Below are 22,058 nucleotides of genomic sequence, written 5' to 3'. Positions count from 1 at the left end.
TTAATAACCAAAAGAGTTATAAATCAAGATCATAAACATTGACTTGATATTAATAAGCCCATAGGATGCGCCAGCTTTCGCCCCCGGGTGAACCCTAACCGCTGCCCAACCGGCTAACTCGACCGCTCCCCGATTGGGCCGTCGACGGCGACCAATCCAGTCGACCCAGTTCCCACGAACAAGGCCGACGCAGAAAGGAGCGACGAAATGACCGCGCACGACGTAACGCCAACCAAGAGCACCTCAGGTGCCATGGCTTCCCTCAAGACCGCCATCGGCGACGCCTACCAGGGCTTCTTCGACATCACACACAACGGCCTTGCCCTTCTGGGCACCGTGCTGGCCGTGGGCGTGATCACCCTGAGCGCCAGGCCCGACCTTCGCGCCAGCACCGAAGAACAGCTGCTGGGCTGGTTGCTGGAGCGCCAGGAGGCGGCCAGCGCCCCTGCGATGTACTCCGCCGAACCCACGGCCATCGACCGCGTGACGGCGGCGCAACCCGGCGCCCTCCCCAAGCAGCAAGCCAACGTGACCTTCTGGCTCAGCCGCAAGTACCGCGTGGCGCCCGAGCCACTGAGCGTGCTGGTGGCCGAGGCCTTCGAAGTGGGTGAGAAAGCCAAGCTTGACCCGACCTTGATCCTTGCGGTCATGGCAATCGAGTCGCGCTTCAACCCTTTCGCACAAAGTCCGGTTGGTGCACAGGGCCTCATGCAGGTCCTTACCCGCGTGCACACCGACAAGTACAACGACTTCGGCGGCCAACTGGCGGCCTTTGATCCGGTGTCCAACCTCCGGGTCGGCGCGCGCGTGTTGCAGGACGCCATCGCACGGGCTGGTTCGGTCGAAGGCGGCTTGCGTTTGTATGTCGGCGCGGTCTCGCACGACGGCAGTGGCTACATCAACAAGGTCATGGCTGAACACCTGCGCATTCAAAGCGTTGCGCTGGGCAAACCCATGCAACGGTATGTGCCGCAACCCATAGCCCCAACCCCGGTGGTAGCGCCTGCGGCGCCCGCCGCCACACAGGACGCCGAGGCACTTGCGCCGCCGATGCCTGCAGGCTCTCCCACCCTCACACAATCCTGAGCGGCAACCAGAGGCCTCAACGCGGTCGGCTAAACTAGCCGAGTACGCGACTGGCGATAGGCGCGCTCCCCGACACGCATACGCTGCGTGTTGGCGGCAGCCGCTGACGTGGCCCCCCTGCCCGATCCACGATCGACCCGCAGGGACAACCACTGGGAAGCGTGCCGCCCCAACCAAATGGTTCGGGTGTTCAGCCGTTCGCCTGGGCAGCCCTTGTCACCGCGCAAGGATTCATGTCTTGAAGGACTGCCATGTACGACCGCAACATTCTCATTGAGCAAACCGATCCCGAATTGTTCGCCGCCATCCAGGCCGAAAACGCGCGCCAGGAACACCATATCGAGCTGATCGCCAGCGAAAACTACGCCTCACCGGCCGTCATGGCCGCTCAGGGCACGCAACTCACGAACAAGTACGCCGAGGGTTATCCGGGCAAGCGCTACTACGGCGGTTGTGAGTTCGTCGACGTGGCCGAGCAACTGGCGATTGATCGCGTCAAGCAAATCTTTGGCGCCGAAGCGGCCAACGTGCAGGCACATTGCGGCGCCTCCGCCAACGAAGCGGTCTTCCTGGCCTTCCTCAAGCCCGGCGACACCATCATGGGTATGAGCCTGGCCGAAGGTGGCCACCTCACGCACGGCATGGCGCTCAACATGAGCGGCAAATGGTTCAACGTCGTGTCCTACGGCTTGAACGACAAGGAAGAGATCGACTACGAGGCCATGGAGCGCAAGGCCCACGAGACCAAGCCCAAGCTCATCATCGCCGGCGCCTCGGCCTACAGCCTGCGCATCGACTTCGAACGTTTTGCCAAAGTGGCCAAGGACGTGGGCGCCATCTTCATGGTCGACATGGCCCACTACGCCGGCCTGATTGCCGCAGGCGTGTACCCCAACCCGGTTCCTCACGCTGACGTGGTGACGTCCACCACCCACAAAAGCCTGCGCGGCCCACGCGGCGGCATTATCCTGATGAAGGCCCAGCACGAAAAGGCCATCAACAGCGCCATCTTCCCCGGCCTGCAAGGTGGTCCGCTGATGCACGTGATTGCCGCCAAGGCCGTCGCCTTCAAGGAAGCGCTATCCCCCGAATTCACCGCCTACCAGCAACAAGTCCTGATAAACGCCAGCATCGTCGCCGAAACACTGACATCGCGCGGCCTGCGCATTGTCAGCGGCCGGACCGAAAGCCATGTGATGCTGGTCGACCTGCGCGCCAAGGGCATCACCGGCAAGGAAGCCGAGGCGGTGCTGGGCAACGCTCACATGACGATCAACAAGAACGCGATTCCGAACGATCCGGAGAAGCCCATGGTCACCAGCGGCGTGCGCATCGGCACGCCAGCCATGACGACACGCGGCTTCAAGGACGACGAAGCACGGTTGACCGCCAATCTGATTGCCGATGTGCTGGACAACCCGCGCGATCTAGCGAACATCGAAGCGGTCCGCGCCAAGGTCAATGCCTTGACGGCCCGCTTCCCGGTCTACAAGTGATGGCACGGGGCGGCGTCAAGCGATGAAATGCCCGTTCTGCGGCCACCTTGAAACCCAGGTCGTAGAGACCCGCGTCTCGGAAGACGCGGATTTCATCCGCCGCCGCCGCCAGTGCGGCCACTGCGAAAAGCGCTTTACCACTTACGAACGCCCGGAAGTCAGCTTTCCGGCGGTCGTCAAGAAAGACGGTCGGCGAATGGACTACGTGCCAGGAAAACTGCGCGCGTCGTTCGCCCTGGCACTGCGCAAACGCCCCGTCAGCACCGAACAGGTCGATTCCGCCATCGAACGCATCGAGGAAAAACTGCTCAATCTCGGCGCGCGTGAAGTGCCCGCCACCCGCCTGGGTGAGATGGTCATGCGCGAACTGAAAAAACTCGACAAAGTGGCTTACATCCGGTTTGCGAGCGTTTACCGGAGCTTTGAGGACATCGATGAGTTTCGGGCTTTGGTGGACGAAGTCCGACGTTGAAGGTTGCTCCGCCGAAGGAGCCCGATACCCACCTGTTTGTCGCACGTCCCCCCTGCTTGGCTGGTCGTTCACAGGTAAAACATCTCGCCGTCCTGGACATCCCGGGCTGGACAATCCGTGCGAACGCGCAATGCAGGCAAGTCGTCATCACAAGGCTGTCGGTAGATTGCGTGCGCGACTGACGACCTAAGGCGATGATGGTTGGGGCTCGCTGCGCCCCAACGCCAACGAACCACATTGTGGCGAGCTCAAGCCAGCAGGGGGGCACTACAGCCAGCCGCATGCATTCGTGGCAAAAACCGGTGATCCCGTCGCCGCGAACCAGTCCATCGACAAGGACTCTCCTCTTTCCGGGACACCAGGGCGCGACACAAGTCGATCATTTTAATATTACTTTTGAACTAATATAAATCACATATCTGAGCACGATAGTGTCGTCGCATACCCCGCAGAGTATTTGGATCTTATGAATTAACTAAATCAAAATTCAATCGCAAAATTCCCTTAAAAGTAATAATTTATAGTCATACATCCCTCGACCAGTCCAAACCTACCGCACGTCAGAAACCACCATTTCAAGCGGCGAGGCTTTCGATACATTTCGCGTCGGAGTACCACCTTCGATGCATAAACCAGTCGCCCACCCCTATCGCGTTCGTGCCCGCCCAGTGCACGGCTTCACCTTGGTGGAGCTCATGGTCACATTGGTCTTGGCCGCCCTGCTGACCATGATCGCGGTCCCTAGCTTCACCAATCAACTTCGAGGATGGCAACGCGATAGCGCGACCAAGGCATTTACCGCCCACGTCCAGTTGGCGCGATCCACATCGATCAAGACCTCTCGTCGCGTTGTGATGTGCAGCAGCACCAACGGCACAACCTGCAGAAACAGCAACCAGTGGCACATGGGTTGGTTGGTATACGTTGACATCAACAACAGTGGCGATCTGGATGCCAACGACAACGTGCTGGCAACCCGCGGCGCATCGACCGGTCTGAGCACCATGCAGACCTCCGTGGGTGTGCGGCAGCTGACCTTCATGCCGAACGGCCTCATGGCCTCCAATGCCACAACGCTGAGTGTCATCCCTGCGAGCCGCACGCTCAAGATGAACGAAGTGGTTCTGAATCGAGTAGGCCGGCCGTACATCAGATCGACAGACCAGCCGCAGAAGGCCTGACGATGCAAGCCTTCTCGATTCCCGCCTCAGCGCCTCGGCGAGCCAGGAAGACCTTCCGTCACCGCGGCGCCAGCATGATCGAAATTCTGGTCGCATTGCTGCTTGTCTCGTTTGGTCTGCTGGGGATCGGCGGCTTGACAGCAGCCACCTTTGGCTACAACAAGGCCGCCCAATTGCGCCTCACGGGTCTGAGTCTGGTCAACGACTACGCCGATCGTGCCCGACTCAACATCTATGGCTACGACCTTGGCCAATACGCCATAGCGCTGTCGGATGAGGCCCCTACGGACGACGAAATGGATGAGGCCCAAACGGGCATGCAAGCCAACGAAGTCGTTGTATCCACCGCTGCCGAAAAGGTGGCCATCTTCGACCGCGGACTTTTTCAGCGCACGGTGGCGAACCAACTCCCCCAGGGACGTGCCGTTGTGATCACAAACCCTACCGCCCAGGCTCGCAATCTGGATGTCTGGTTGCTCTGGCAGGAGCCCACCACTACGACGGGCGATAGCTTGTTCCTGGCGGGTCAGTTCAACTGTCCCAGCAATCTGAGCGCCGCCGACAAAGCCATCTACAGCTGCATGTATTTCAAGGTCGGACTATGAGACTGTTTCCGCGCCGCACAACCCGACACGCACCGTCCTTCGTTGTCCATCAACGCGGGATGAGCCTTGTGGAGCTCATGGTAGCCATGGCCATTGGCCTCTTCCTGGTAGGAGCGGTCGCGGCCATCTATGTGGCCGCCGCGAATGGTTCGCGCGCCAGCACGTTGGAATCCCAGATGAACGAAGACGCCAGCCTGGCGCTGGAAATACTGCAGCAGCAGCTCCGACTTGCCGGCTATTCAGACCTGGATGCCAAGGGCGAACGCAAATTTCGAGGCGTGGGTGCGCGCGGTTGCGACGGGGGATTTTCCGACAACACCGCCGATCAGGATTTCGATGCGATGGCATGTAGCACCGCCAGCACCGGCCCCGACGCGATTGCGGTCCGCTATGAGGCAACGCTGTTGAATACGCAACCCGTCACCGACTTGACAACCTCGGTTCTACAGCCGGCCAACTGCAGCTTCATCGGCATCTCTGCATGGGACATTGGCGCAGGGGTCACCATTCCATTGGCGGACAACCGTTACTACATAGCTGCCGACGGCAACAACGACGGTGTTCCGACGCTGTTTTGCAAAGGCAAAAACGGATCCCCCACAAGTGGCGGTTTCGCGGCGGCCACGGCGCTCATTCCGAACATCGAGGACATGCAGATCACCTATGCGGTGACAACCGCCCCATCTACGGATCTCCTGCATGGCAACCGCATCCCAAGGGGGGGGCCATCGTGGTGGTGGCCACAGGCATTTTGCTCAGCGATGGAGATTTGAGCGACACAAAGATCAACGAAGCGATTTATGGCGTCTGGGATCCGACACCTATTGGCAAAGAGGATGTTGCCTCGTTCACGCCGATAGCCGTGGAGCAACTTCTTCAGCAGACGGTGTTGAAAGACACCGCCATTGCCGTGGGCAACGACACGTTCTACAACGCGAGCAAAAACGTCATCGACTGGAAATTGCACCGCGGCTGGACAGTGCCACTGGGGCGCACGCACGAGGGGGAACGCTCGCTCGATCAGATTCGCAACGTGGGTCGGTCGGTGCTCATTGCCACCACCGTGCTCACGGCGCCTAGCAGCACAGGCGAAGAAACCTGTACCGCCGCTGCGTTGCCACCGAACTTCCTGTATGCGCTGAACGCGCTCGATGGCGCGTCCACGCGTTTCTTTGTGAGCAAACTCGACGGGAAGGTGGTCTATGGTTCCGTGGTACTGGCGGGAGAGGGCGGCTATTCGCGCGGAATGCAGCTTATGCGGAAAAGCTCTGGATGGACGCCTAGCGAGCGCACGTACCGCGCCGTGGACGGCCAAAACGGAGAAGGCTACCCCACCCCCCAGGGCTGCAGAGCTGAGTCCGGCAAAACACTAGGCACGGGAAACAATCCGCAAGACTTCAACATCGAATGCGGATGGAGCCGCACCCAATACCAGCTCAGTCGCCCCCCATCCAATTGAGCAAGCCGTGCCATGCCCATGCGTTTATGCCAACGGACCGTCCCATCCCGCCGCTCGACTCCTGCTCGCGGCTTTACCTTAATCGAACTCATGGTCGTGGTGGCCATCGTCGGCATTCTTGCGGCCATTGCCTACCCCTCCTACACAGAACATGTACGCGCATCGCGCCGGGCTGACGTGCAACGCGCGCTGTCCGAGGCCGAGCAATACATGAGGCGCTACTACAGTGCACGCGACACTTTCGAGGGCGCGACCCTCCCGGCGGACCTCGCTCGCTCCCCCAGGGACGGTCCTGCCCCGGCCTACACCATTTCCCTGATGGAAGACGGAGAAGCCGTGGACAAGACCACCGTCGAAACCAGCTACTCACTCCGAGCCACGCCTACCAACGCCATGGCCGGCGACCGTTGTGGCAATCTGACGATCACGCACACGGGGGCGCGTTCGATCAGCAACAATGCGTCAGGTACCTCTTTGGCCAATTGCTTCAAAGGGTCTTGACCCCTCTTCCACTACCGCGTGGCCGCCAGCGGCCCCGCCACAATTTCATGCCCCTCAACGACACGGAACTGTTGGATCGTGTCCATGCGTTGTCCGCGCAGGCACAGCGACTGTCCAATCCCAACCCGCGTGTGGGTTGCGTCATTTCAGACGGCGCAGGCCGCGTTCTGGCCGAGGGCCATACGCAAAAGGCCGGCGGACCCCACGCGGAAGTGATGGCCTTGCGGGATGCGCAGGCCCGTGGGCATTCCGTTCAAGGATCAACGGCATACGTTTCACTAGAGCCCTGCTCCCACCACGGCCGCACCCCGCCCTGTTGCGATGCACTCATCGCGGCAGGGGTGGCCCGGGTGGTGGTCTTCACCGGCGACCCCAATCCGCTCGTCGCCGGCCAAGGCATCGAGCGCCTGAGAGCCGCAGGTATCGAGGTTGACGTGCTCCCACCCAACAGCGCCGCTGCCCGTGCCTCGCGTGAACTCAACATCGGCTTCTTCAGCCGTATGATCCGGCACACGCCGTGGGTGCGCATGAAGGCAGCAACCTCCCTGGACGGCATCACGGCTCTGGAAAACGGCGCCAGTCAGTGGATCACCGGCGAAGCGGCCCGTGCCAACGGGCACGCCTGGCGCGCACGCGCCTGCGCGGTGCTCACGGGCATCGGCACGGTCCTCGAGGACGACCCTTCGCTCGATGTGCGACTTGTCGACGCCCCACGCCAACCGCATCTTGTGGTGGTGGACAGCCGCCTTCAGACACCGCTGACCGCACGATTGTTTCGGGCGCCGGCCGATGGGCATTCGCGTCAGATCTGGATTTACCACGCAACCCGAAACGCCGCCAAGGAGGCGGCACTGCAGGCGCAGGGCGCTACCCTCGTGCAAATGCCGGGTGCCAACGACAAGGTCGACCTGCCGGGTCTGCTGAACGACCTCGGGCGCCGAGAAGTGAACGAACTGCACGTCGAAGCGGGTCACAAACTCAATGGCTCGCTTCTGCGCGAAGGATTGGTGGACGAACTCCTTCTCTATGTCGCGCCGCAACTGCTGGGGCGCGGTGCCGGCGTGGCCAACTTTGGCCCGCTGGAACAGCTCAGCGATGGCCCCAGGCTTCGCTACGAATCGGTCGAACCTGTTGGCCAAGACCTGCGTATCCTGGCCCGATTCCAAGGCCGCGACAGGTTTCTGCACCCCGCAACCTGACAGCCCCCCCCGCGCCAAAGCCCGTTTTTCGGTGCGGTTCCCATCGTCGTCGGGAGCATCCCTGGACGTTGCCCCACCCGGCACAAACCCCGCCGTTCAAAACCCTGCGAAAATAGCCGGATGTTTACCGGCATCATCACCGGCGTGGGGCGTATCGCCGACCTCCACGACCTGGGCAGCTCTTTGGAACACGGCAAGCGACTCACCCTCGAGGCGCCGCCGGGCTACCTCGACGACGTCGGTCTGGGCGACAGCATTGCGCTGAATGGCGCTTGCATGACCGTCACGTCGTTGAATCTGCCCCAGCACCACTTCACCATCGATATTTCAGCCGAGTCGTTGACCCGCACCACGGGTCTGGCGCAACCCGGCCGCCGCATCAACTTGGAAAAAGCGCTGCGCGCCCACGATCGCCTAGGTGGGCATATCGTCTCCGGCCACGTGGATGGCGTCGGCACAGTCACCCGCTTCGCCCAGGTCGGCGAAAGTTGGGAGTTGCGTGTGATGGCGCCGGCCGAACTCGGCAAGTACCTCGCCTACAAGGGCTCGATCACGGTCAACGGCGTGAGCCTCACGGTCAACCAGGTGGCCGATGGCGCGACGGGCTGTGAATTCAGCATCAACCTCATTCCCCACACGGTGCAGAACACCGCGCTGGGCGAGTTGACCGAAGACAGTTCGGTCAACCTCGAAATCGACACCGTCGCGCGTTATGTCGAGCGCATGCTCAGCGCCGGCGCACATCCCACCAAGGAACACTCCGCATGAACGCCCCCGAAACCCCGGCCCCAGTGGCCATTTCCCCGGTCGAGGACATCGTCGCCGACATGCGCGCCGGGCGCATCGTGATCCTGGTCGACGAAGAGGACCGCGAAAACGAAGGCGATCTGGTGCTCGCGGCCGACCACGTCACGCCCGAAGCCATCAATTTCATGGCGCGCTTCGGTCGTGGCCTGATCTGCCTCACCCTCACCCGCGAACGTTGCGAGCGCCTGCGTCTGCCGCCCATGGTGCCGCGCAATGGCACCAAGATGGGCACGGCGTTCACGGTGTCGATCGAAGCCGCCGAGGGCGTCACCACCGGTATCTCCGCCGCCGACCGCGCGCGCACCGTGCAAGCTGCCGTGGCATCGAACGCGCAAGCGATCGACCTGGTGCAACCCGGCCACATCTTCCCGTTGCAGGCTGTGGAAGGCGGCGTGCTCATGCGCGCAGGCCACACCGAAGCCGGTTGCGATCTGGCCCAGATGGCCGGCTGCAGCCCCGCCGCCGTGATCTGCGAGATCATGAAAGACGACGGCACCATGGCCCGCTTGCCCGATCTGCAAGCGTTCGCCGCCGAACACGGCCTGAAGATCGGCACCATCGCCGATCTGATCGAGCACCGCAGCCGCAACGAACGCATGGTGCAGAAACTCGGCACCCGCACCCTGAACACCGCCTTCGGCGAGTTCCAGGCCACGGCCTTCAAAGACCAGCCCAGCGGCGCACTGCACCTTGCGTTGGTCAAGGGCCAGTGGGGTCCAGAGGACAGTGTGGCCGTGCGCGTGCACGAACCGCTGTCGGTGCTCGATGCGCTGGAAGTGGGCCGCTCCATGCACTCCTGGAGTCTGGAGGCGAGCCTGCGCCACATCACCCAGGCTGGCGCAGGCGTGGCCGTGCTGCTCAACTGCGGCGAGACGGCCGAGCAATTGCTGGAGCAGTTCGAGGGCACGGCGCGCCCCGCCCAGGCACCCGAGCGCGGCCGCATGGACTTGCGCACGTACGGCGTGGGCGCACAAATTCTGCGCGACTGCGGCGTGCACCGCATGCAACTGCTGGGCAACCCGCGGCGCATGCCCAGCATGACCGGCTACGGCCTCGAGATCACGGGCTATATCGGCCACGACGACTAAAACCCCCCAACCTCTCTCTACTCGGAAACGGCCCCCCACATGTTCGGCGCAGACAAAGGCACCTCCAGCGTGCCCGACGGAAAAAAACTCAGCATCGGCATCGTGCAAGCCCGCTTCAACGAAGGCATCACAGACGCCCTCTTCAACGCCTGCCTCGCGGAGTTGCTGGCGCTGGGCGTGCAGGACAAGAACATCGCCCACGTGAAGGTGCCCGGCGCACTGGAAGTGCCGGTGGCCCTGCAGGCCATGGCCGAGCGCGACGATTTCGACGCGCTGATCGCACTGGGCTGCATCATCCGCGGCGAAACCTACCACTTCGAACTGGTGGCCAACGAGTCCGGCGCTGGTGTGACGCGCTTGTCGCTCGACTACCAGATCCCCATTGCCAACGCCATCCTGACCACCGAGAACCTGGAGCAGGCCGTGGCCCGCCAGACCGACAAGGGCCGCGATGCTGCCCGTGTGGCGGTGGAAATGGCCCATCTGCTTCAAGAAATCGGTTGAACCACACCATGTCCGCAGCAGATACCCCCTCCTCCAGCGCCAAGAGCGCGGTTCGCAAGGCGGCCGACAAGTCCGCCCGCACCCGCGCGCGCGAATTCGCATTGCAGGCGATCTACCAGCACCTGGTGGGTCGCAATGCCCCCGTCGACATCGATACGTTCACGCGCGACCTCGCGGGTTTTCACAAGGCCGACAGCGTGCACTTCGACGCGCTCTTGCACGGCTGCATTGCCGAGGCCGCGGCGATGGACGCGCTGATCACGCCCCGCCTGGACCGGCCGTTGGCCGAGCTCTCGCCCATCGAGCACGGCGTGCTCTGGATCGGCGCCTACGAGTTCCAGCACTGCCTCGACGTGCCCTGGCGCGTGGTACTCAACGAGTGCATCGAGCTGGCGAAATCGTTCGGCGGCACCGACGGCCACAAGTACGTCAACGGCGTGTTGCACCAACTGGCCTCGCAATTGCGCCCCGCCGAAGTGGCTGCATCGCCGGCCACGCGCGGCCCGTCGCGCAAACCCGCTCCATGAGGATCGCCCAGCGCGCACAGCGCGTCGAGCCGTTTTACGTGATGGAGCTGGCCAAGGCCGCCTCTGCCATGGCGGCCCAGGCCGGTCCCCACGACCGGCCGATGATCTACCTCAACATCGGCGAACCCGATTTCACGGCGCCACCGCTGGTCACAGCCGCAGCCGAACGCGCCATTCGCGACGGCCGCAGCCAGTACACGCAGGCCACCGGCCTGCCCGCGCTGCGCGAAGCCATCAGCGGCTGGTATGCCTCGCGCTTCGGTCTGCGCATCGATCCGGCCCGCATCGTCGTCACCGCCGGTGCCTCTGCCGCACTTCAACTCGCCTGCCTCGCGCTCATCGAAGCGGGCGACGAAGTGCTCATGCCCGATCCGAGCTATCCCTGCAACCGGCAGTTCGTGCAGGCCGCGGAAGGCCGTGCGGTGTTGATTCCCTCCGGCCCGGCGCAACGGTTTCAATTGAGCGCCGAACAGGTCGAAGCCGCCTGGAACCCCGCGACGCGCGGTGTGTTGCTGGCATCGCCGTCGAACCCCACCGGCACCAGCATCGCGCGCGACGAACTCGAGCGCATTGCGCGGTTCGTTCGCCACAAAGGCGGCATCACACTGGTGGACGAGATCTACCTCGGCCTGAGTTTTGACGACGAGTACGGCCACAGCGCGTTGGGCCTGCCCGATGGCCTGGGCAACGAGGTCATCAGCATCAACAGCTTCTCCAAGTACTTCAACATGACCGGCTGGCGCCTGGGCTGGCTGGTGCTGCCCCCTGCCCTGGTGCCTGCCGTCGAACGCCTGGCGCAGAACCTGTTCATCTGCGCCAGCACCATCGCCCAACACGCCGCGCTGGCCTGTTTCGAACCCGACAGCCTCGCCGAGTACGAACGCCGGCGCACCGAGTTCAAGGCGCGGCGGGACTTCTTCATTCCCGCCATGGACCGTCTGGGTCTGAATGTGCCGGTGATGCCCGATGGGGCGTTCTATGCCTGGGCCGACGTGCGCGGGCTCTGCGAGCGCTGGGGCATTGCGCCACAGGGCGCGCGGCCCGACGAAGGTGGCAGTTGGTCGCTTGCGTTCGAGCTCATGAAGCGCTGCCAGTTGGCCGCCACCCCAGGGCGCGACTTTGGCAACGCTGAACCCGGCCGCTACCTGCGCTTCTCCACCGCCAACTCGATGGCACAGCTTCAAGAAGCGGTGGCCCGCCTGGAACAAGCCTTGTGAACGAGACCGCCGCCCCCTTCACCTGGCCCGTGCGCGTGTACTGGGAAGACACCGACGCGGGCGGCATCGTCTTCTACGCCAACTACCTCAAGTTCTTCGAACGCGCGCGCACCGAGTGGCTGCGGCACCTGGGCGTCGAACAGCAGCGGTTGCGCGACGAGGTCGGCGGCATGTTCGTGGTCACCGACACCCAACTGCGCTACCACCGCCCGGCGCGCCTGGATGATTTGCTTCTCGTTACAGCCTGTGTCCGTGAAGCGGGCCGCGCCTCGCTGACAATCCAGCAGAGCGCGCTGGTGAAGGCCCACGAAGCCGGTGCGTCGCCTGCGTTGCTGTGCGAGGGCACCATCCGCATTGGCTGGGTGGATGCCGCCAGCCTGCGCCCCCAGCGCATCCCCACCCTGGTTTTGCAGGCGCTCCAGGCACAGCCGGCCTGAGCCGTCCTCCTGAAACTTTTCCGTTACCTACCGCATCCGAACCTCCATGACCCAAGATCTTTCCATCGTTCAATTGATGCTCAACGCGAGCTGGGTGGTCCAGGCTGTCGTGGCCCTGCTGGTGGTGGTCTCCGTGGTCAGTTGGGCGGCGATCTTCCGCAAGGTGTTCGCGCTCAAGCGCGTGCGCAGCCACAACGATGAATTCGAGCGCGAGTTCTGGTCGGGCACCAACCTCAACGACCTGTACGCCGGCGCCGCTCAGAACGCCAAGCATGGCGGACCGATGGAACGCATCTTCGCCAGCGGCATGCGCGAGTACCAGAAGCTGCGCGAGCGCCGCATCACCGACAGCGGTGCCCTGCTCGACGGCGCGCGCCGCGCCATGCGCGCGAGCTTCCAGCGCGAACTGGACGCACTGGAAACCAACCTCTCCTTCCTCGGCTCGGTCGGCTCGGTCTCGCCCTATGTGGGCCTGTTCGGCACCGTCTGGGGCATCATGCACGCCTTCACTGGCCTGGCCGCGTTGGCGCAAGTGACCCTGGCCACCGTGGCACCGGGCATTGCCGAAGCCCTGGTCGCCACCGCCATCGGCCTGTTCGCCGCCATTCCCGCGGTCGTGTTCTACAACCGCTTCTCGCACGACATCGACCGCGTGGCCAATGCCATGGAGACCTTCATGGAAGAGTTCTCCAACATCCTCCAACGCAACCTGGGCGCGCACGCTCAGACGCCGTCGGGACACTGAACATGCCAGCCGTCTCCTCACGCGGCCGAGGCCGCCGCACCATCAACGAGATCAACATGGTCCCGTTCATCGATGTGATGCTGGTGCTGCTGATCATCTTCATGGTGACCGCGCCGCTGATCACGCCGAGCCAGATCGCCCTGCCCAGCGTAGGCCAGGCGGGGCGCCAGCCAGACCGCTTCGTGGCCGTGGTGATCGACAAGGACGAAAAGATTTCCGTGCGCGAAGGTTCCTCCAGCGGCGAACCGCAACCGGTGTCCATGGGCCAGTTGGTCGCGCGCGTGCAGCAACTGCAAGCCAGCCGGGGCAGCGCACCCGAAGGCGGTGTGCCGGTGGTCATCAGCGCCGACAAGAACGTCAAGTACGAAGCCGTTGTTCGCGTGATGGACACCTTGCAGCGCAACGGCGTTGCGCGCGTGGGCCTTTCGGTGCAAACCTCACGCTGAAACACGCCACCGTCCAGCCATGCAGACCACCGCCGACCACCTCGACCTCACCCCGCCACGCAGCGGACGCTGGCTCGGCCCTGTGGGGCTCGCGCTGATCGCGCACGGCATCCTGATCATCGCCCTGACGTTTGGCGTGCAATGGGAAAAGGACGGCGAGCCGGTCACCGTGGAAGCCGAACTCTGGTCGCGCACGCCGCAGCAGGCGGCGCCGCGCGCGGTGGAACCCCCTCCTCCACCGCCACAGCCCACGCCTGCACCTACACCGGCTCCCGCGCCAAAACCGGCGCCAGCGCCCGCGCCGCCACCACCAGGCCCCACGCAAGCCGAGATCGCGACCGCGCAAGCCAAGAAGAAGGCCGAGGCAGAGAAGAAGGAACGTGAAGAGGAGGCCAAGAAGGTCGCGGCTGCGAAGGCTGCAGAAAAAGCAGCGACCGAGAAGAAAGCCGCCGCGGCGGAAAAGGCAGCCGCAGAAAAGGAACGCCAGCAAAAACTCGCGGCCGACAAGCGCGAGCAGGAGCGCAAGGAAGCGGCAGAAGAAAAGCGCCTGGCGCAGATCCGCGAAGACCAGATCAAACGCATGATGGGCCAGGCCGGCGCCAGCGGTGGCCCGCAGAGCACCGGCACCGCCCAACAGTCCAGCGGCCCAACGCCGGGCTACGCGGGCCGCGTGGCGGCGCGCATCCGGCCCAACGTGGTGTTCACGGATGTTGCGCCCGGCAACCCGCGCGCTGAGGTCGAAGTGCGAACCTCACCCGACGGCACGATCACCTCCCGCCGCCTCGTCAAGAGCAGCGGTAACCAGGACTGGGACGATGCGGTGCTCCGAGCGATCGACCGGACGAGCTCGTTGCCGAAAGACACCAATGGCACAGTACCGTCATCGCTGGTGATCGGGCTTCGACCGCTCGACTGACAGAGGCCTCTCCGGCGCGAGACCCCCGCGATCCAGAAACACCGCGGAACCGGCTTCGCCGGGCCGCAGGCGTTGTCCCCCTTCAGGGGGAAGCCGCGCAGCGGCGCAGGGGGTCATTCCAAACTAGTCAAACACAATCTCCGCCCGCTGCTCATGCGCCTGCGCCATCCAGCTGGCCAGCGCCGCGTCCGTGGGGAAGAACAGCGCGCGATCGTCCAGTTGCAGTTCACACTGCGCGCCTTCGCGCAACAGCGCCAACCGCACCGGCAAGCCCCGCACCAGTTCGCCCTGGTCGGTGAGCTCGCGCTTGGGCGGGAACTCGCGCACCAGCTCGGCAATGGATGGCGCCGTGCCGTTCACCGCCACGCGCAGGTACTTGCCAAAACGGCAGCGCGCGGCGGCCAGGTCCCAGACCTGTTGGATCTTCAGCCGCACACCGCCAGAGAAACGGTCGGGCTGCGCCACCGCCTGCACGATGATGAGCTCGTCGTCCTTGAGCAGGTTGCGGTGCAGGTTGATGAGGTTCTCGTCGGCGCTGGTTTCGAACACGCCGGTCTTGTCGTCGAGCTTGAACAGCGCGAGCTTGCCGCGCTGGCCGTTGATGACGCGGAAATCGGTCACGATGCCGGCGAGGATCACCGGGTCGCGGCTCTCCACCACGTCGCCCAGCGGTCTGCGGGCAAAGCGGCGCACCTCGCGCTCCACTTCGTCGAACAGGTGGCCGGAGAAGTAGAAGCCCATCGCGGTCTTCTCCAGCGTCAGGCGCTCCTTGATGCCCCAGGGCGTGGTGGCCACCAGATCGGGTTCTTGCGTGCTCGAACCATGGTCGTCGTCGCCCATCACGTCGAACAGACCGCCCTGGTTGGCGTTGGCCAGGCTGGCGGCGGCGAACTCGAACGCGCGGTTCACCGAGGCCAACATCTCCGCGCGGTTCAGGTGCAGCGAGTCGAACGCGCCGGCCTTGATCAGCGCTTCTACCGTGCGCTTGTTCAAACGCGTGCGGTCGACGCGCACACAGAAATCGAACAAGCTTTTGAACGGGCCCTTCTCATCACCACGCGGCCCTTCGCCTCGGCCTTCGCGCGCGGCCACAATGGCCTCGATCGCCTGCTGGCCCGTGCCTTTGATGGCGCCCAGGCCATAGCGGATGGACTTGTTGGTGATCGGCTCGAAGCGGTGGAAGCCGCGGTTCACATCGGGTGCCTCGAAGGCAATGCCCATCTTCAGCGCGTCTTCGTACAACACCTTGAGCTTGTCGGTGTCGTCCATTTCCACCGTCATGTTGGCGCAGAAGAACTCGGCGGTGTAGTGCACCTTGAGCCAACCGGTGTGGTACGCGAGCAGCGAGTACGCGGCGGCGTGCGACTTGTTGAAGCCGTAGCCCGCGAACTTCTCCATCAAGTCGAAAACTTCGTCAGCCTTCTCCTGGGTGATGCCATGGGTGGCAAGCGCACCGGCGCGGAACTTGTCGCGGTGCTCGGCCATCTCCTCGGCCTTTTTCTTGCCCATCGCGCGGCGCAGCATGTCGGCGCCACCGAGCGAATAGCCGCCCAGGATCTGCGCGGTCTGCATCACCTGTTCCTGGTAGACCATGATCCCGTAGGTTTCGGACAGCATCTCGGCCACCGCCGGGTGCGGGTACTCGATGGTTTCCTTGCCGTGCTTGCGGTTCACGAAGCTGGGAATCAGGTCCATCGGGCCCGGTCGGTACAGCGCGTTGAGGGCGATCAGGTCTTCCAGGCGCGAGGGCTTGGCGTCTTTCAGCATGCCTTGCATGCCGCGGCTTTCAAACTGGAACACGGCTTCGGTCTGCCCGCGCGAGAACAGCGCGTACACACGCTGGTCGTCCAGGGGCACGTCCTCGAAGCGGAAGTTCTCCTGGCCGGGGTGGCGCTTGATGATGAACTCGCGCGCGATCTCCAGGATGGTCAGCGTGGCCAGGCCCAGGAAGTCGAACTTCACCAGGCCGATGGCCTCCACGTCGTCCTTGTCGTACTGGCTCACGGCCGAGTCGCTGCCCGGCTGCGCGTACAGCGGGCAGAAGTCGGTGAGCTTTCCCGGCGCGATGAGCACGCCACCGGCGTGCATGCCGATGTTGCGCGTCATGCCTTCGAGCTTTTGCGCCATCTCGATCAGCGTCTTGACGTCGTCTTCCTTCTGGATGCGCTCGGCCAGCACCGGCTCCATCTCGATCGCGTAGTTGTTCTTGTCGCCGTCCTTCTTCGGCACCGGCGGGTACTGCAGCGTGACCGACATGCCCGGTTTGTTCGGAATCAGCTTGGAGATGCCGTCACAGAAACCATAAGAGAAGTCGAGCACGCGGCCCACGTCGCGGATGGCCGCGCGCGCGGCCAGCGTGCCGAAGGTGGCGATCTGGCTCACCGCTTCCTTGCCGTACTTGTCCTTGACGTAGTCGATCACGCGGTCGCGGTTGGACTGGCAGAAGTCGATGTCGAAGTCGGGCATGGACACCCGCTCCGGGTTCAGGAAGCGCTCGAACAGCAGGTTGTATTGCAGCGGGTCGAGGTCGGTAATCTTCAGCGCGTAGGCCACGAGAGAACCCGCGCCCGAGCCCCGGCCCGGCCCGACCGGGCAGCCGTTGTTCTTGGCCCAGTTGATGAAGTCGCCCACGATCAGGAAGTAGCCCGGGAACCCCATGTTCAAGATGGTGTTGATCTCGAACTCCAGGCGCGCCACATAGCGCGGGCGCTCGGCATCGCGCTTGGCCTCGTTCGGGTACAGGTGCGCCAGACGCTCTTCCAGACCTTCGAACGACGACTGCCGGAAGAAGTCCGACATGGGCATTGGCACACCGTCGATCACCGGTGTGGGGAAGTTGGGCAACTGTGGCTTGCCCAGCACCAGCGTGAGGTTGCAGCGCTTGGCGATCTCCAGCGAGTTGGCCACGGCGGAGGGCACGTCGGCAAACAGCGCCTGCATCTGCTCGGCGCTCTTGAAGTACTGTTCGCGCGTGAAGCGGCGCACGCGCCGGTTGTTGCCGAGGATCTCGCCCTCGGCGATGCACACGCGCGCCTCGTGCGATTCGTAGTCGTCGGGTTCGAGAAACTGCACCGGGTGCGTGGCCACCACCGGCAGGTGCAGGCGCGCGGCGAGCTGCACCGCCGCCGTCACGTGGCGCTCGTCATCGGCGCGCCCGGCGCGCTGCAGTTCGATGTAGAAGCGGTGCGTGAAGATGGTCGAGAGCTGCAGCGCGAGGTCGGCCGCGCGCTCGGCATCGCCTTGCACCAGCGCCTGCCCCACCGGGCCGGCCTGCGCGCCCGAGATCATGATCAGCCCCGCGTTGCACTCCTGCAGCCAGTCGCGTTGCACCAGCGCCCCGCCACGGCCGTCGTTGCGCGTCCAGGCCCGCGCGAGCAGCTCGCTGAGGTTCAGGTAACCCTGTTTGTCCTGCACCAGCAGCAGCACACGCGGTGCGGCAGGCTGGTGGGCGCCGGGCATGGCGCCAGCGGTTTCTTCGCTGAAACCTTGCAGCATGACCTCGGCGCCAATGATGGGTTTGATGCCCGCGCCGCGCGCTTCCTTGTAAAACTTGACCGCGCCAAAGAGGTTGCTGAGATCGGTGATGGCCAGCGCGGGCTGGCCGTCGGCGGCCGCTGCGGCCACGACGTCATCGATGCGGTTGGTGCCGTCGACGACGGAGAATTCGGTGTGCAGGCGCAGATGGGTGAACATCGGGCCATTTTAGAAGGCGCGCAGCCCCCCAACGGCTCAATGGAGCGGCGGCATTTCATCCTTCAGGATGCTCAGCACCTCGGATCGGAATTCGCGGAAATAAAGAATGGCCACCACCGCCAGGGTGGCCACCACCATCACCACCGGCGAGACGAACCAGGCCAGCGCAGCAAACGAAAAGTAGTAAGCGCGCAGGCCATCATTGAACGTTTCGGCTGCCGCCGCGACCATGGCCGCGGCGCGCAGGGCGAAGGCGCGGCGGTCGTGCTTGCCCGCGTCGAAGTCTTCCGCCGGCGGCATGGCGCCGATGATCAGCGCCACGAAGGTGTATTGCCGCATGCACCAGGAAAAGCGGAAGAAGGCGTAGACGAAGATCGCCACCATCACGAGGATCTTGAACTCGAAAACGATCAGCGTGGTGGTCTGCGCGAAGGGGATTTCGCTCATCAGCTCGGTGGCCTTGTCGGTGGTGCCGAGCAAGGCGAACAAACCGCCGATGACGAGGATGGACGTGGACGAGAAAAACGCCGGCGTGTTCGACAGCGTTTGCGTGATGAGCCCGTCCAGCATGCGCGGGTCGCGCGCGGTGGTCTGGGTCATCCAGTACCCGCGGTAGCGGTTGGTGGTGTGCAGGAGCGAGCCCATCTTGCGGCCCCACTCGCGGGCAAACCAGGCGTAGCCCAGCCACAACGCAAAAAAGCAGACCAGCGCGAGCCAGTCTGCCCAAGGAATGATGGTAAGGACTTTCATGCTGCGGATGTTACGCCGCGAGCCCGCGCCTCAGCGATGGAACCGCTCGGCCACCGAGGCCACGCGCTCGCCAAACAAGCGCGCGGTTTCCAGGTCACCCGGCGACATATCGCCAGCCCCCGCATCCGAAGGGCTCTGCGCGATGGCACCGCTGTAGCTCACCAGGTAATTCACGTCGTTGCGCTGCGCGCCCTTGGTGTTGCTGGGCATCAGGCCCTGGCTGACCCAGATCATGCCGTGCTGCATGGCCAGCGTGAACAAGGTGTTCAGCGTGCTCAGTTTGTCGCCGTTCATGCCCGCGCTGTTGGTAAAGCCGGCCGCGATCTTGTCTTTCCACTTCTGCGCGAACCAGGGTTTGCTCGACGCGTCGGCAAACTTCTTGAACTGCCAGCTCACGTTGCCCATGTAGGTGGGCGCGCCGAAGATGATCGCGTCGGCCGCTTCCAGCGTTTCCCAGCCGCCATCGGGCAGGTTGCCGTCGGCGTCGATCGCGAGAAGTTCGGCGTTGGCGCCTTGCGCCACGGATTGCGCCATGCGCTGGGTATGACCGTAGCCTGAGTGGTAAACCACAACGATGTGGGACATAGGGATGTTTTGCTGGGTTCAAAAAAAAAGGCGCGGCGCCAAGGCGCCGCGCTTGTGCATCGGCCGGGTGTCGCTCAGACCTTGCGGCGCGCATCCACGCTGAACGCGCCGGCGCCGAAGGCCGCGAAGGCGAGCAGGCCGCCGGTGATGGCGAGGTTCTTGAAGAACATGAGCTGCTGCATCATTTGCTGCTCGGCGGGCAGCGACCAGTAGGCGTGGAAGTAGAAGCTCGCGACCAGCGTGAACACCGCCAGTGCGATCGCGGCGATGCGGGTACGGTAGCCGATCAACAGCGCCAGGCCACCAAACAGCTCGATCACCAGCGCGATCGCCACGCCCACCTGCGGCATCGGCAAGCCCATGGCGGTGGCGTAGCCCACCGAGCCGGCGAAGCCGGCGATCTTGCCGAAGCCCGCTGGCACGAACATGATGGCCAACAGGATGCGGCCGATCAGGGCCAGGGGATTTTGCAGAGCATTCATGGTGAGGTTCCTTGGTTGAAAAAGTTGGAAGGTTAATGGAAGGGGGAAACAGGTTCAGGGCGCGAGGTCAAACACCAGCACTTCGGCATCGGTCGCCTTGGCAAGCTGGATACGACTCTCACTGGCCAGCACGGCGGCGTCACCCGCTCGCAGGCGCTCACCATTCACGTCCAGCTCGCCGCGCACCAGGTGCACATAGGCCTTTCGTGCCGGGTTCAGCGCCAGCTCGGCGGTCTCTTCGCCCGTCAGCAGACCGGCGTAGATGGATGCATCGGCATGGATCGTCACTGAGCCCTGCGCACCGTCGGGCGAAGCCACGAGGCGCAGTTTGCCTTGCTTTTCCGCGTCGGCGAAGCTCTTTTGTTCGTAGCCGGGTTCGATCCCCGTCACATTGGGTTCGATCCAGATCTGCAGGAAATGCGTGGTGCTGTTGGGCGCGTGGTTGAACTCGCTGTGGCGCACGCCGCTGCCCGCGCTCATGCGCTGCACGTCACCCGGCGGAATGCCCTTGATGTTGCCCATGCTGTCCTTGTGCGCCAGGTTGCCCTGCAGCACGTAGCTGATGATTTCCATGTCGCGGTGGCCGTGCGTGCCGAAGCCGGTGCCCGGGGCGATACGGTCTTCGTTGATCACGCGCAGGTTGCCCCAGCCCATCCAGGCGGGGTCGAAATACTCGGCAAACGAAAACGAATGGTGGCTCTTGAGCCAGCCGTGGTCGGCATAACCGCGGGCATCGGAGCGTCGAATCTGGAGCATGGTGGTTCCTTTCCATCATCTGTGGGGCTGGACGGCAACCGAAGGGATGTCGTCTGGCATGGTGTGAATTGTGTGGGGGCCAACACCCGTTTTGATCGCACGGTTTTGATGGCATCATTCAAATCATTTGAATGATCAGGCAGTACCTCCATGGCCGCATCTACACCCCGCGCCGCCCTCTCGCCCGAAAACCTGGGCCTGCTCGAAGCCGTTGCCCGACTGGGCAGCATGGCGGCTGCCGCGCGCGAACTGGGCATGGTGCCCAGCGCCCTCACCTACCGCATCCGCCAGGTCGAAGACGCGCTGGACGTGCTGCTGTTCGACCGCAGCGCGCGCCGCGCCGTGCCCACGCCGGCCGGCGCCGAGTTGCTGCGTTCGGGACAGTATTTGCTGAACGAGCTCGATGCGGTCGCCCAGCGCGTCAAGCGCGTGGCCACCGGCTGGGAACCGCAGCTCACCATCGCGGCCGACGCGATCATCGCGCGCGCCACGCTGTACGAGCTGTGCGAGGCTTTCTATGCCGAAGGCGCACCGACGCGGCTGAAGCTGCGCGCCGAAACGCTGTCGGGCACGGTCGAGGCCTTGCAAAGCGGCCAGGCCGACATCGCGCTGGGCGTGACGAGCGAGGTGTCCCTGCACGAGTTCCAGTCCGCGCCCATGGGCACGCTGTCTTTCGTTTACGCCGTCGCGCCGCACCACCCGCTGGCGGCCGCCACCCACGCCTTGCGCGACGAAGAATTGCGCGAGCACCGCGCCGTGGCCGTGGCCGATAGCGCGCAGCGCGGGCGCGGCGTCACGCACAACCTGCTGCCCGGGCAGGACGTGCTCACCGTACCGACCATGCAGCACAAGCTCGAAGCGCAACTGCGCGGCCTCGGCAGTGGCTTTCTGCCGCTGTCGCTGGCGCAGCCCTTCATCAACGCCGGGCGTCTGGTGGTGAAAAACGTGCAGCGGCCCAACCGGTCGCTGCGCGTGGCCTATGCCTGGCGCCAGCCCGGTGGCGCCAGCGACACCGGGCGCGCTCTGCGCTGGTGGCTCGATCGCCTGCAGCACCCGAAAACGCGCAGCGCGCTGCTCAACAACCACCATCAGGTTTGACGCAGGAC

The 22,058-nt window shown here is 64.0% G+C and carries 24 protein-coding genes; 19 read left to right on the top strand and 5 right to left on the bottom strand.

Annotation, left to right across the window (positions count from 1 at the left end):
* The first annotated feature begins 207 nt into the window (after positions 1 to 207).
* The 18 genes from FFS09_RS04975 (at position 208) to tolA (ending at position 14,686) form a co-directional block, all read left to right on the top strand.
* Positions 208 to 1,086, top strand: coding sequence for a transglycosylase SLT domain-containing protein (locus FFS09_RS04975; protein WP_502703717.1), 879 nt, complete (start codon positions 208 to 210; stop codon positions 1,084 to 1,086).
* A gap of 251 nt (positions 1,087 to 1,337) precedes the next feature.
* Entirely contained in the window at positions 1,338 to 2,582 is a 1,245-nt protein-coding gene (gene glyA / locus FFS09_RS04970; protein ID WP_137917748.1) for a serine hydroxymethyltransferase, read from the top strand.
* A gap of 22 nt (positions 2,583 to 2,604) precedes the next feature.
* On the top strand, positions 2,605 to 3,054 hold the full coding sequence (gene nrdR / locus FFS09_RS04965) for a transcriptional regulator NrdR (RefSeq protein ID WP_137917747.1): 450 nt from the start codon (positions 2,605 to 2,607) through the stop codon (positions 3,052 to 3,054).
* Between the two features lie 668 nt (positions 3,055 to 3,722).
* Positions 3,723 to 4,235: a GspH/FimT family pseudopilin gene (locus tag FFS09_RS04960; protein WP_212745054.1), complete on the top strand. Its 513-nt coding sequence runs from the start codon at positions 3,723 to 3,725 to the stop codon at positions 4,233 to 4,235.
* Between the two features lie 74 nt (positions 4,236 to 4,309).
* Positions 4,310 to 4,840, top strand: a complete 531-nt coding sequence (locus FFS09_RS04955) for a PilV family protein (RefSeq protein ID WP_171019878.1) — start codon at positions 4,310 to 4,312, stop codon at positions 4,838 to 4,840.
* The gene (locus FFS09_RS04950) at positions 4,837 to 5,613 is read left to right on the top strand and encodes a PilW family protein (protein ID WP_137917744.1); all 777 of its coding nucleotides are present in this window, start codon (positions 4,837 to 4,839) and stop codon (positions 5,611 to 5,613) included. The genes FFS09_RS04955 and FFS09_RS04950 overlap by 4 nt, the downstream gene beginning before the upstream one ends.
* A complete protein-coding gene (locus FFS09_RS04945; RefSeq protein WP_137917743.1) occupies positions 5,610 to 6,299 on the top strand; it encodes a hypothetical protein in 690 nt (229 codons plus the stop codon). Before FFS09_RS04950 ends, FFS09_RS04945 begins: the two co-directional genes overlap by 4 nt.
* 12 nt (positions 6,300 to 6,311) lie before the next feature.
* Positions 6,312 to 6,800, top strand: coding sequence for a type IV pilin protein (locus FFS09_RS04940; protein ID WP_354595867.1), 489 nt, complete (start codon positions 6,312 to 6,314; stop codon positions 6,798 to 6,800).
* Positions 6,801 to 6,847: 47 nt separating this feature from the next.
* Entirely contained in the window at positions 6,848 to 7,999 is a 1,152-nt protein-coding gene (ribD, locus tag FFS09_RS04935; protein ID WP_137917742.1) for a bifunctional diaminohydroxyphosphoribosylaminopyrimidine deaminase/5-amino-6-(5-phosphoribosylamino)uracil reductase RibD, read from the top strand.
* A 120-nt stretch (positions 8,000 to 8,119) separates the two neighbouring features.
* Positions 8,120 to 8,767, top strand: coding sequence for a riboflavin synthase (locus FFS09_RS04930; RefSeq protein ID WP_137917741.1), 648 nt, complete (start codon positions 8,120 to 8,122; stop codon positions 8,765 to 8,767).
* A complete protein-coding gene (ribBA, locus tag FFS09_RS04925; RefSeq protein WP_137917740.1) occupies positions 8,764 to 9,894 on the top strand; it encodes a bifunctional 3,4-dihydroxy-2-butanone-4-phosphate synthase/GTP cyclohydrolase II in 1,131 nt (376 codons plus the stop codon). Before FFS09_RS04930 ends, ribBA begins: the two co-directional genes overlap by 4 nt.
* Positions 9,895 to 9,933: 39 nt before the next feature.
* Positions 9,934 to 10,398, top strand: a complete 465-nt coding sequence (gene ribH, locus FFS09_RS04920) for a 6,7-dimethyl-8-ribityllumazine synthase (protein WP_137917739.1) — start codon at positions 9,934 to 9,936, stop codon at positions 10,396 to 10,398.
* An 8-nt stretch (positions 10,399 to 10,406) separates the two neighbouring features.
* Complete coding sequence (gene nusB / locus FFS09_RS04915; RefSeq protein WP_137917738.1) at positions 10,407 to 10,925, top strand: transcription antitermination factor NusB; 519 nt, start codon at positions 10,407 to 10,409, stop codon at positions 10,923 to 10,925.
* Positions 10,922 to 12,142, top strand: coding sequence for a pyridoxal phosphate-dependent aminotransferase (locus tag FFS09_RS04910; protein WP_137917737.1), 1,221 nt, complete (start codon positions 10,922 to 10,924; stop codon positions 12,140 to 12,142). Before nusB ends, FFS09_RS04910 begins: the two co-directional genes overlap by 4 nt.
* On the top strand, positions 12,139 to 12,579 hold the full coding sequence (gene ybgC / locus FFS09_RS04905) for a tol-pal system-associated acyl-CoA thioesterase (RefSeq protein ID WP_137917736.1): 441 nt from the start codon (positions 12,139 to 12,141) through the stop codon (positions 12,577 to 12,579). The genes FFS09_RS04910 and ybgC overlap by 4 nt, the downstream gene beginning before the upstream one ends.
* 46 nt (positions 12,580 to 12,625) lie before the next feature.
* Positions 12,626 to 13,324: a protein TolQ gene (gene tolQ, locus FFS09_RS04900; protein ID WP_137917735.1), complete on the top strand. Its 699-nt coding sequence runs from the start codon at positions 12,626 to 12,628 to the stop codon at positions 13,322 to 13,324.
* A 2-nt stretch (positions 13,325 to 13,326) separates the two neighbouring features.
* A complete protein-coding gene (locus FFS09_RS04895; protein WP_137917734.1) occupies positions 13,327 to 13,770 on the top strand; it encodes a biopolymer transporter ExbD in 444 nt (147 codons plus the stop codon).
* Positions 13,771 to 13,789: 19 nt separating this feature from the next.
* Entirely contained in the window at positions 13,790 to 14,686 is an 897-nt protein-coding gene (gene tolA / locus FFS09_RS04890) for a cell envelope integrity protein TolA (protein WP_137917733.1), read from the top strand.
* 123 nt (positions 14,687 to 14,809) lie between these two features.
* Here the strand turns inward: tolA and dnaE are convergent, their stop codons facing one another.
* From dnaE to FFS09_RS04865, 5 genes are all read right to left on the bottom strand, one after another.
* Positions 14,810 to 18,379 carry a DNA polymerase III subunit alpha gene (gene dnaE, locus FFS09_RS04885; RefSeq protein ID WP_137917732.1) on the bottom strand — a complete coding sequence of 1,190 codons (3,570 nt, stop codon included), beginning with the start codon at positions 18,377 to 18,379 and terminating at the stop codon, positions 14,810 to 14,812.
* Positions 18,380 to 18,415: 36 nt separating this feature from the next.
* Positions 18,416 to 19,129 carry a DUF599 domain-containing protein gene (locus FFS09_RS04880; protein WP_137917731.1) on the bottom strand — a complete coding sequence of 238 codons (714 nt, stop codon included), beginning with the start codon at positions 19,127 to 19,129 and terminating at the stop codon, positions 18,416 to 18,418.
* Between the two features lie 30 nt (positions 19,130 to 19,159).
* A complete protein-coding gene (locus tag FFS09_RS04875; protein WP_137917730.1) occupies positions 19,160 to 19,714 on the bottom strand; it encodes a flavodoxin family protein in 555 nt (184 codons plus the stop codon).
* Positions 19,715 to 19,788: 74 nt separating this feature from the next.
* Positions 19,789 to 20,196, bottom strand: a complete 408-nt coding sequence (locus FFS09_RS04870; protein ID WP_137917729.1) for a DoxX family protein — start codon at positions 20,194 to 20,196, stop codon at positions 19,789 to 19,791.
* Positions 20,197 to 20,250: 54 nt separating this feature from the next.
* Complete coding sequence (locus tag FFS09_RS04865; RefSeq protein ID WP_137917728.1) at positions 20,251 to 20,952, bottom strand: pirin family protein; 702 nt, start codon at positions 20,950 to 20,952, stop codon at positions 20,251 to 20,253.
* 150 nt (positions 20,953 to 21,102) lie between these two features.
* On the opposite strand from FFS09_RS04865, the gene FFS09_RS04860 reads away from it, so the two are divergent.
* Complete coding sequence (locus tag FFS09_RS04860; protein ID WP_137917727.1) at positions 21,103 to 22,050, top strand: LysR family transcriptional regulator; 948 nt, start codon at positions 21,103 to 21,105, stop codon at positions 22,048 to 22,050.
* Positions 22,051 to 22,058: the final 8 nt, after the last annotated feature.

The organism is Hydrogenophaga sp. 2FB (assembly GCF_005503365.1).
Lineage (GTDB): Bacteria > Pseudomonadota > Gammaproteobacteria > Burkholderiales > Burkholderiaceae_C > Hydrogenophaga.
This window is presented reverse-complemented; position numbering and strand designations above follow the sequence as displayed.

Bases quoted from the DNA above. Each gene is read 5' to 3' on its own strand.
- ribD (WP_137917742.1), top strand. From the start codon at position 6,848: ATGCCCCTCAACGACACGGAACTGTTGGATCGTGTCCATGCGTTGTCC.
- glyA (WP_137917748.1), top strand. From the start codon at position 1,338: ATGTACGACCGCAACATTCTCATTGAGCAAACCGATCCCGAATTGTTC.
- FFS09_RS04950 (WP_137917744.1), top strand. From the start codon at position 4,837: ATGAGACTGTTTCCGCGCCGCACAACCCGACACGCACCGTCCTTCGTT.
- FFS09_RS04940 (WP_354595867.1), top strand. From the start codon at position 6,312: ATGCCCATGCGTTTATGCCAACGGACCGTCCCATCCCGCCGCTCGACT.
- FFS09_RS04870 (WP_137917729.1), bottom strand. From the start codon at position 20,196: ATGAATGCTCTGCAAAATCCCCTGGCCCTGATCGGCCGCATCCTGTTG.
- FFS09_RS04910 (WP_137917737.1), top strand. From the start codon at position 10,922: ATGAGGATCGCCCAGCGCGCACAGCGCGTCGAGCCGTTTTACGTGATG.
- tolA (WP_137917733.1), top strand. From the start codon at position 13,790: ATGCAGACCACCGCCGACCACCTCGACCTCACCCCGCCACGCAGCGGA.
- ribH (WP_137917739.1), top strand. From the start codon at position 9,934: ATGTTCGGCGCAGACAAAGGCACCTCCAGCGTGCCCGACGGAAAAAAA.
- FFS09_RS04865 (WP_137917728.1), bottom strand. From the start codon at position 20,952: ATGCTCCAGATTCGACGCTCCGATGCCCGCGGTTATGCCGACCACGGC.
- FFS09_RS04875 (WP_137917730.1), bottom strand. From the start codon at position 19,714: ATGTCCCACATCGTTGTGGTTTACCACTCAGGCTACGGTCATACCCAG.
- FFS09_RS04895 (WP_137917734.1), top strand. From the start codon at position 13,327: ATGCCAGCCGTCTCCTCACGCGGCCGAGGCCGCCGCACCATCAACGAG.
- FFS09_RS04955 (WP_171019878.1), top strand. From the start codon at position 4,310: ATGATCGAAATTCTGGTCGCATTGCTGCTTGTCTCGTTTGGTCTGCTG.
- nusB (WP_137917738.1), top strand. From the start codon at position 10,407: ATGTCCGCAGCAGATACCCCCTCCTCCAGCGCCAAGAGCGCGGTTCGC.
- ribBA (WP_137917740.1), top strand. From the start codon at position 8,764: ATGAACGCCCCCGAAACCCCGGCCCCAGTGGCCATTTCCCCGGTCGAG.
- FFS09_RS04880 (WP_137917731.1), bottom strand. From the start codon at position 19,129: ATGAAAGTCCTTACCATCATTCCTTGGGCAGACTGGCTCGCGCTGGTC.
- FFS09_RS04860 (WP_137917727.1), top strand. From the start codon at position 21,103: ATGGCCGCATCTACACCCCGCGCCGCCCTCTCGCCCGAAAACCTGGGC.
- tolQ (WP_137917735.1), top strand. From the start codon at position 12,626: ATGACCCAAGATCTTTCCATCGTTCAATTGATGCTCAACGCGAGCTGG.
- dnaE (WP_137917732.1), bottom strand. From the start codon at position 18,379: ATGTTCACCCATCTGCGCCTGCACACCGAATTCTCCGTCGTCGACGGC.
- FFS09_RS04975 (WP_502703717.1), top strand. From the start codon at position 208: ATGACCGCGCACGACGTAACGCCAACCAAGAGCACCTCAGGTGCCATG.
- nrdR (WP_137917747.1), top strand. From the start codon at position 2,605: ATGAAATGCCCGTTCTGCGGCCACCTTGAAACCCAGGTCGTAGAGACC.
- FFS09_RS04930 (WP_137917741.1), top strand. From the start codon at position 8,120: ATGTTTACCGGCATCATCACCGGCGTGGGGCGTATCGCCGACCTCCAC.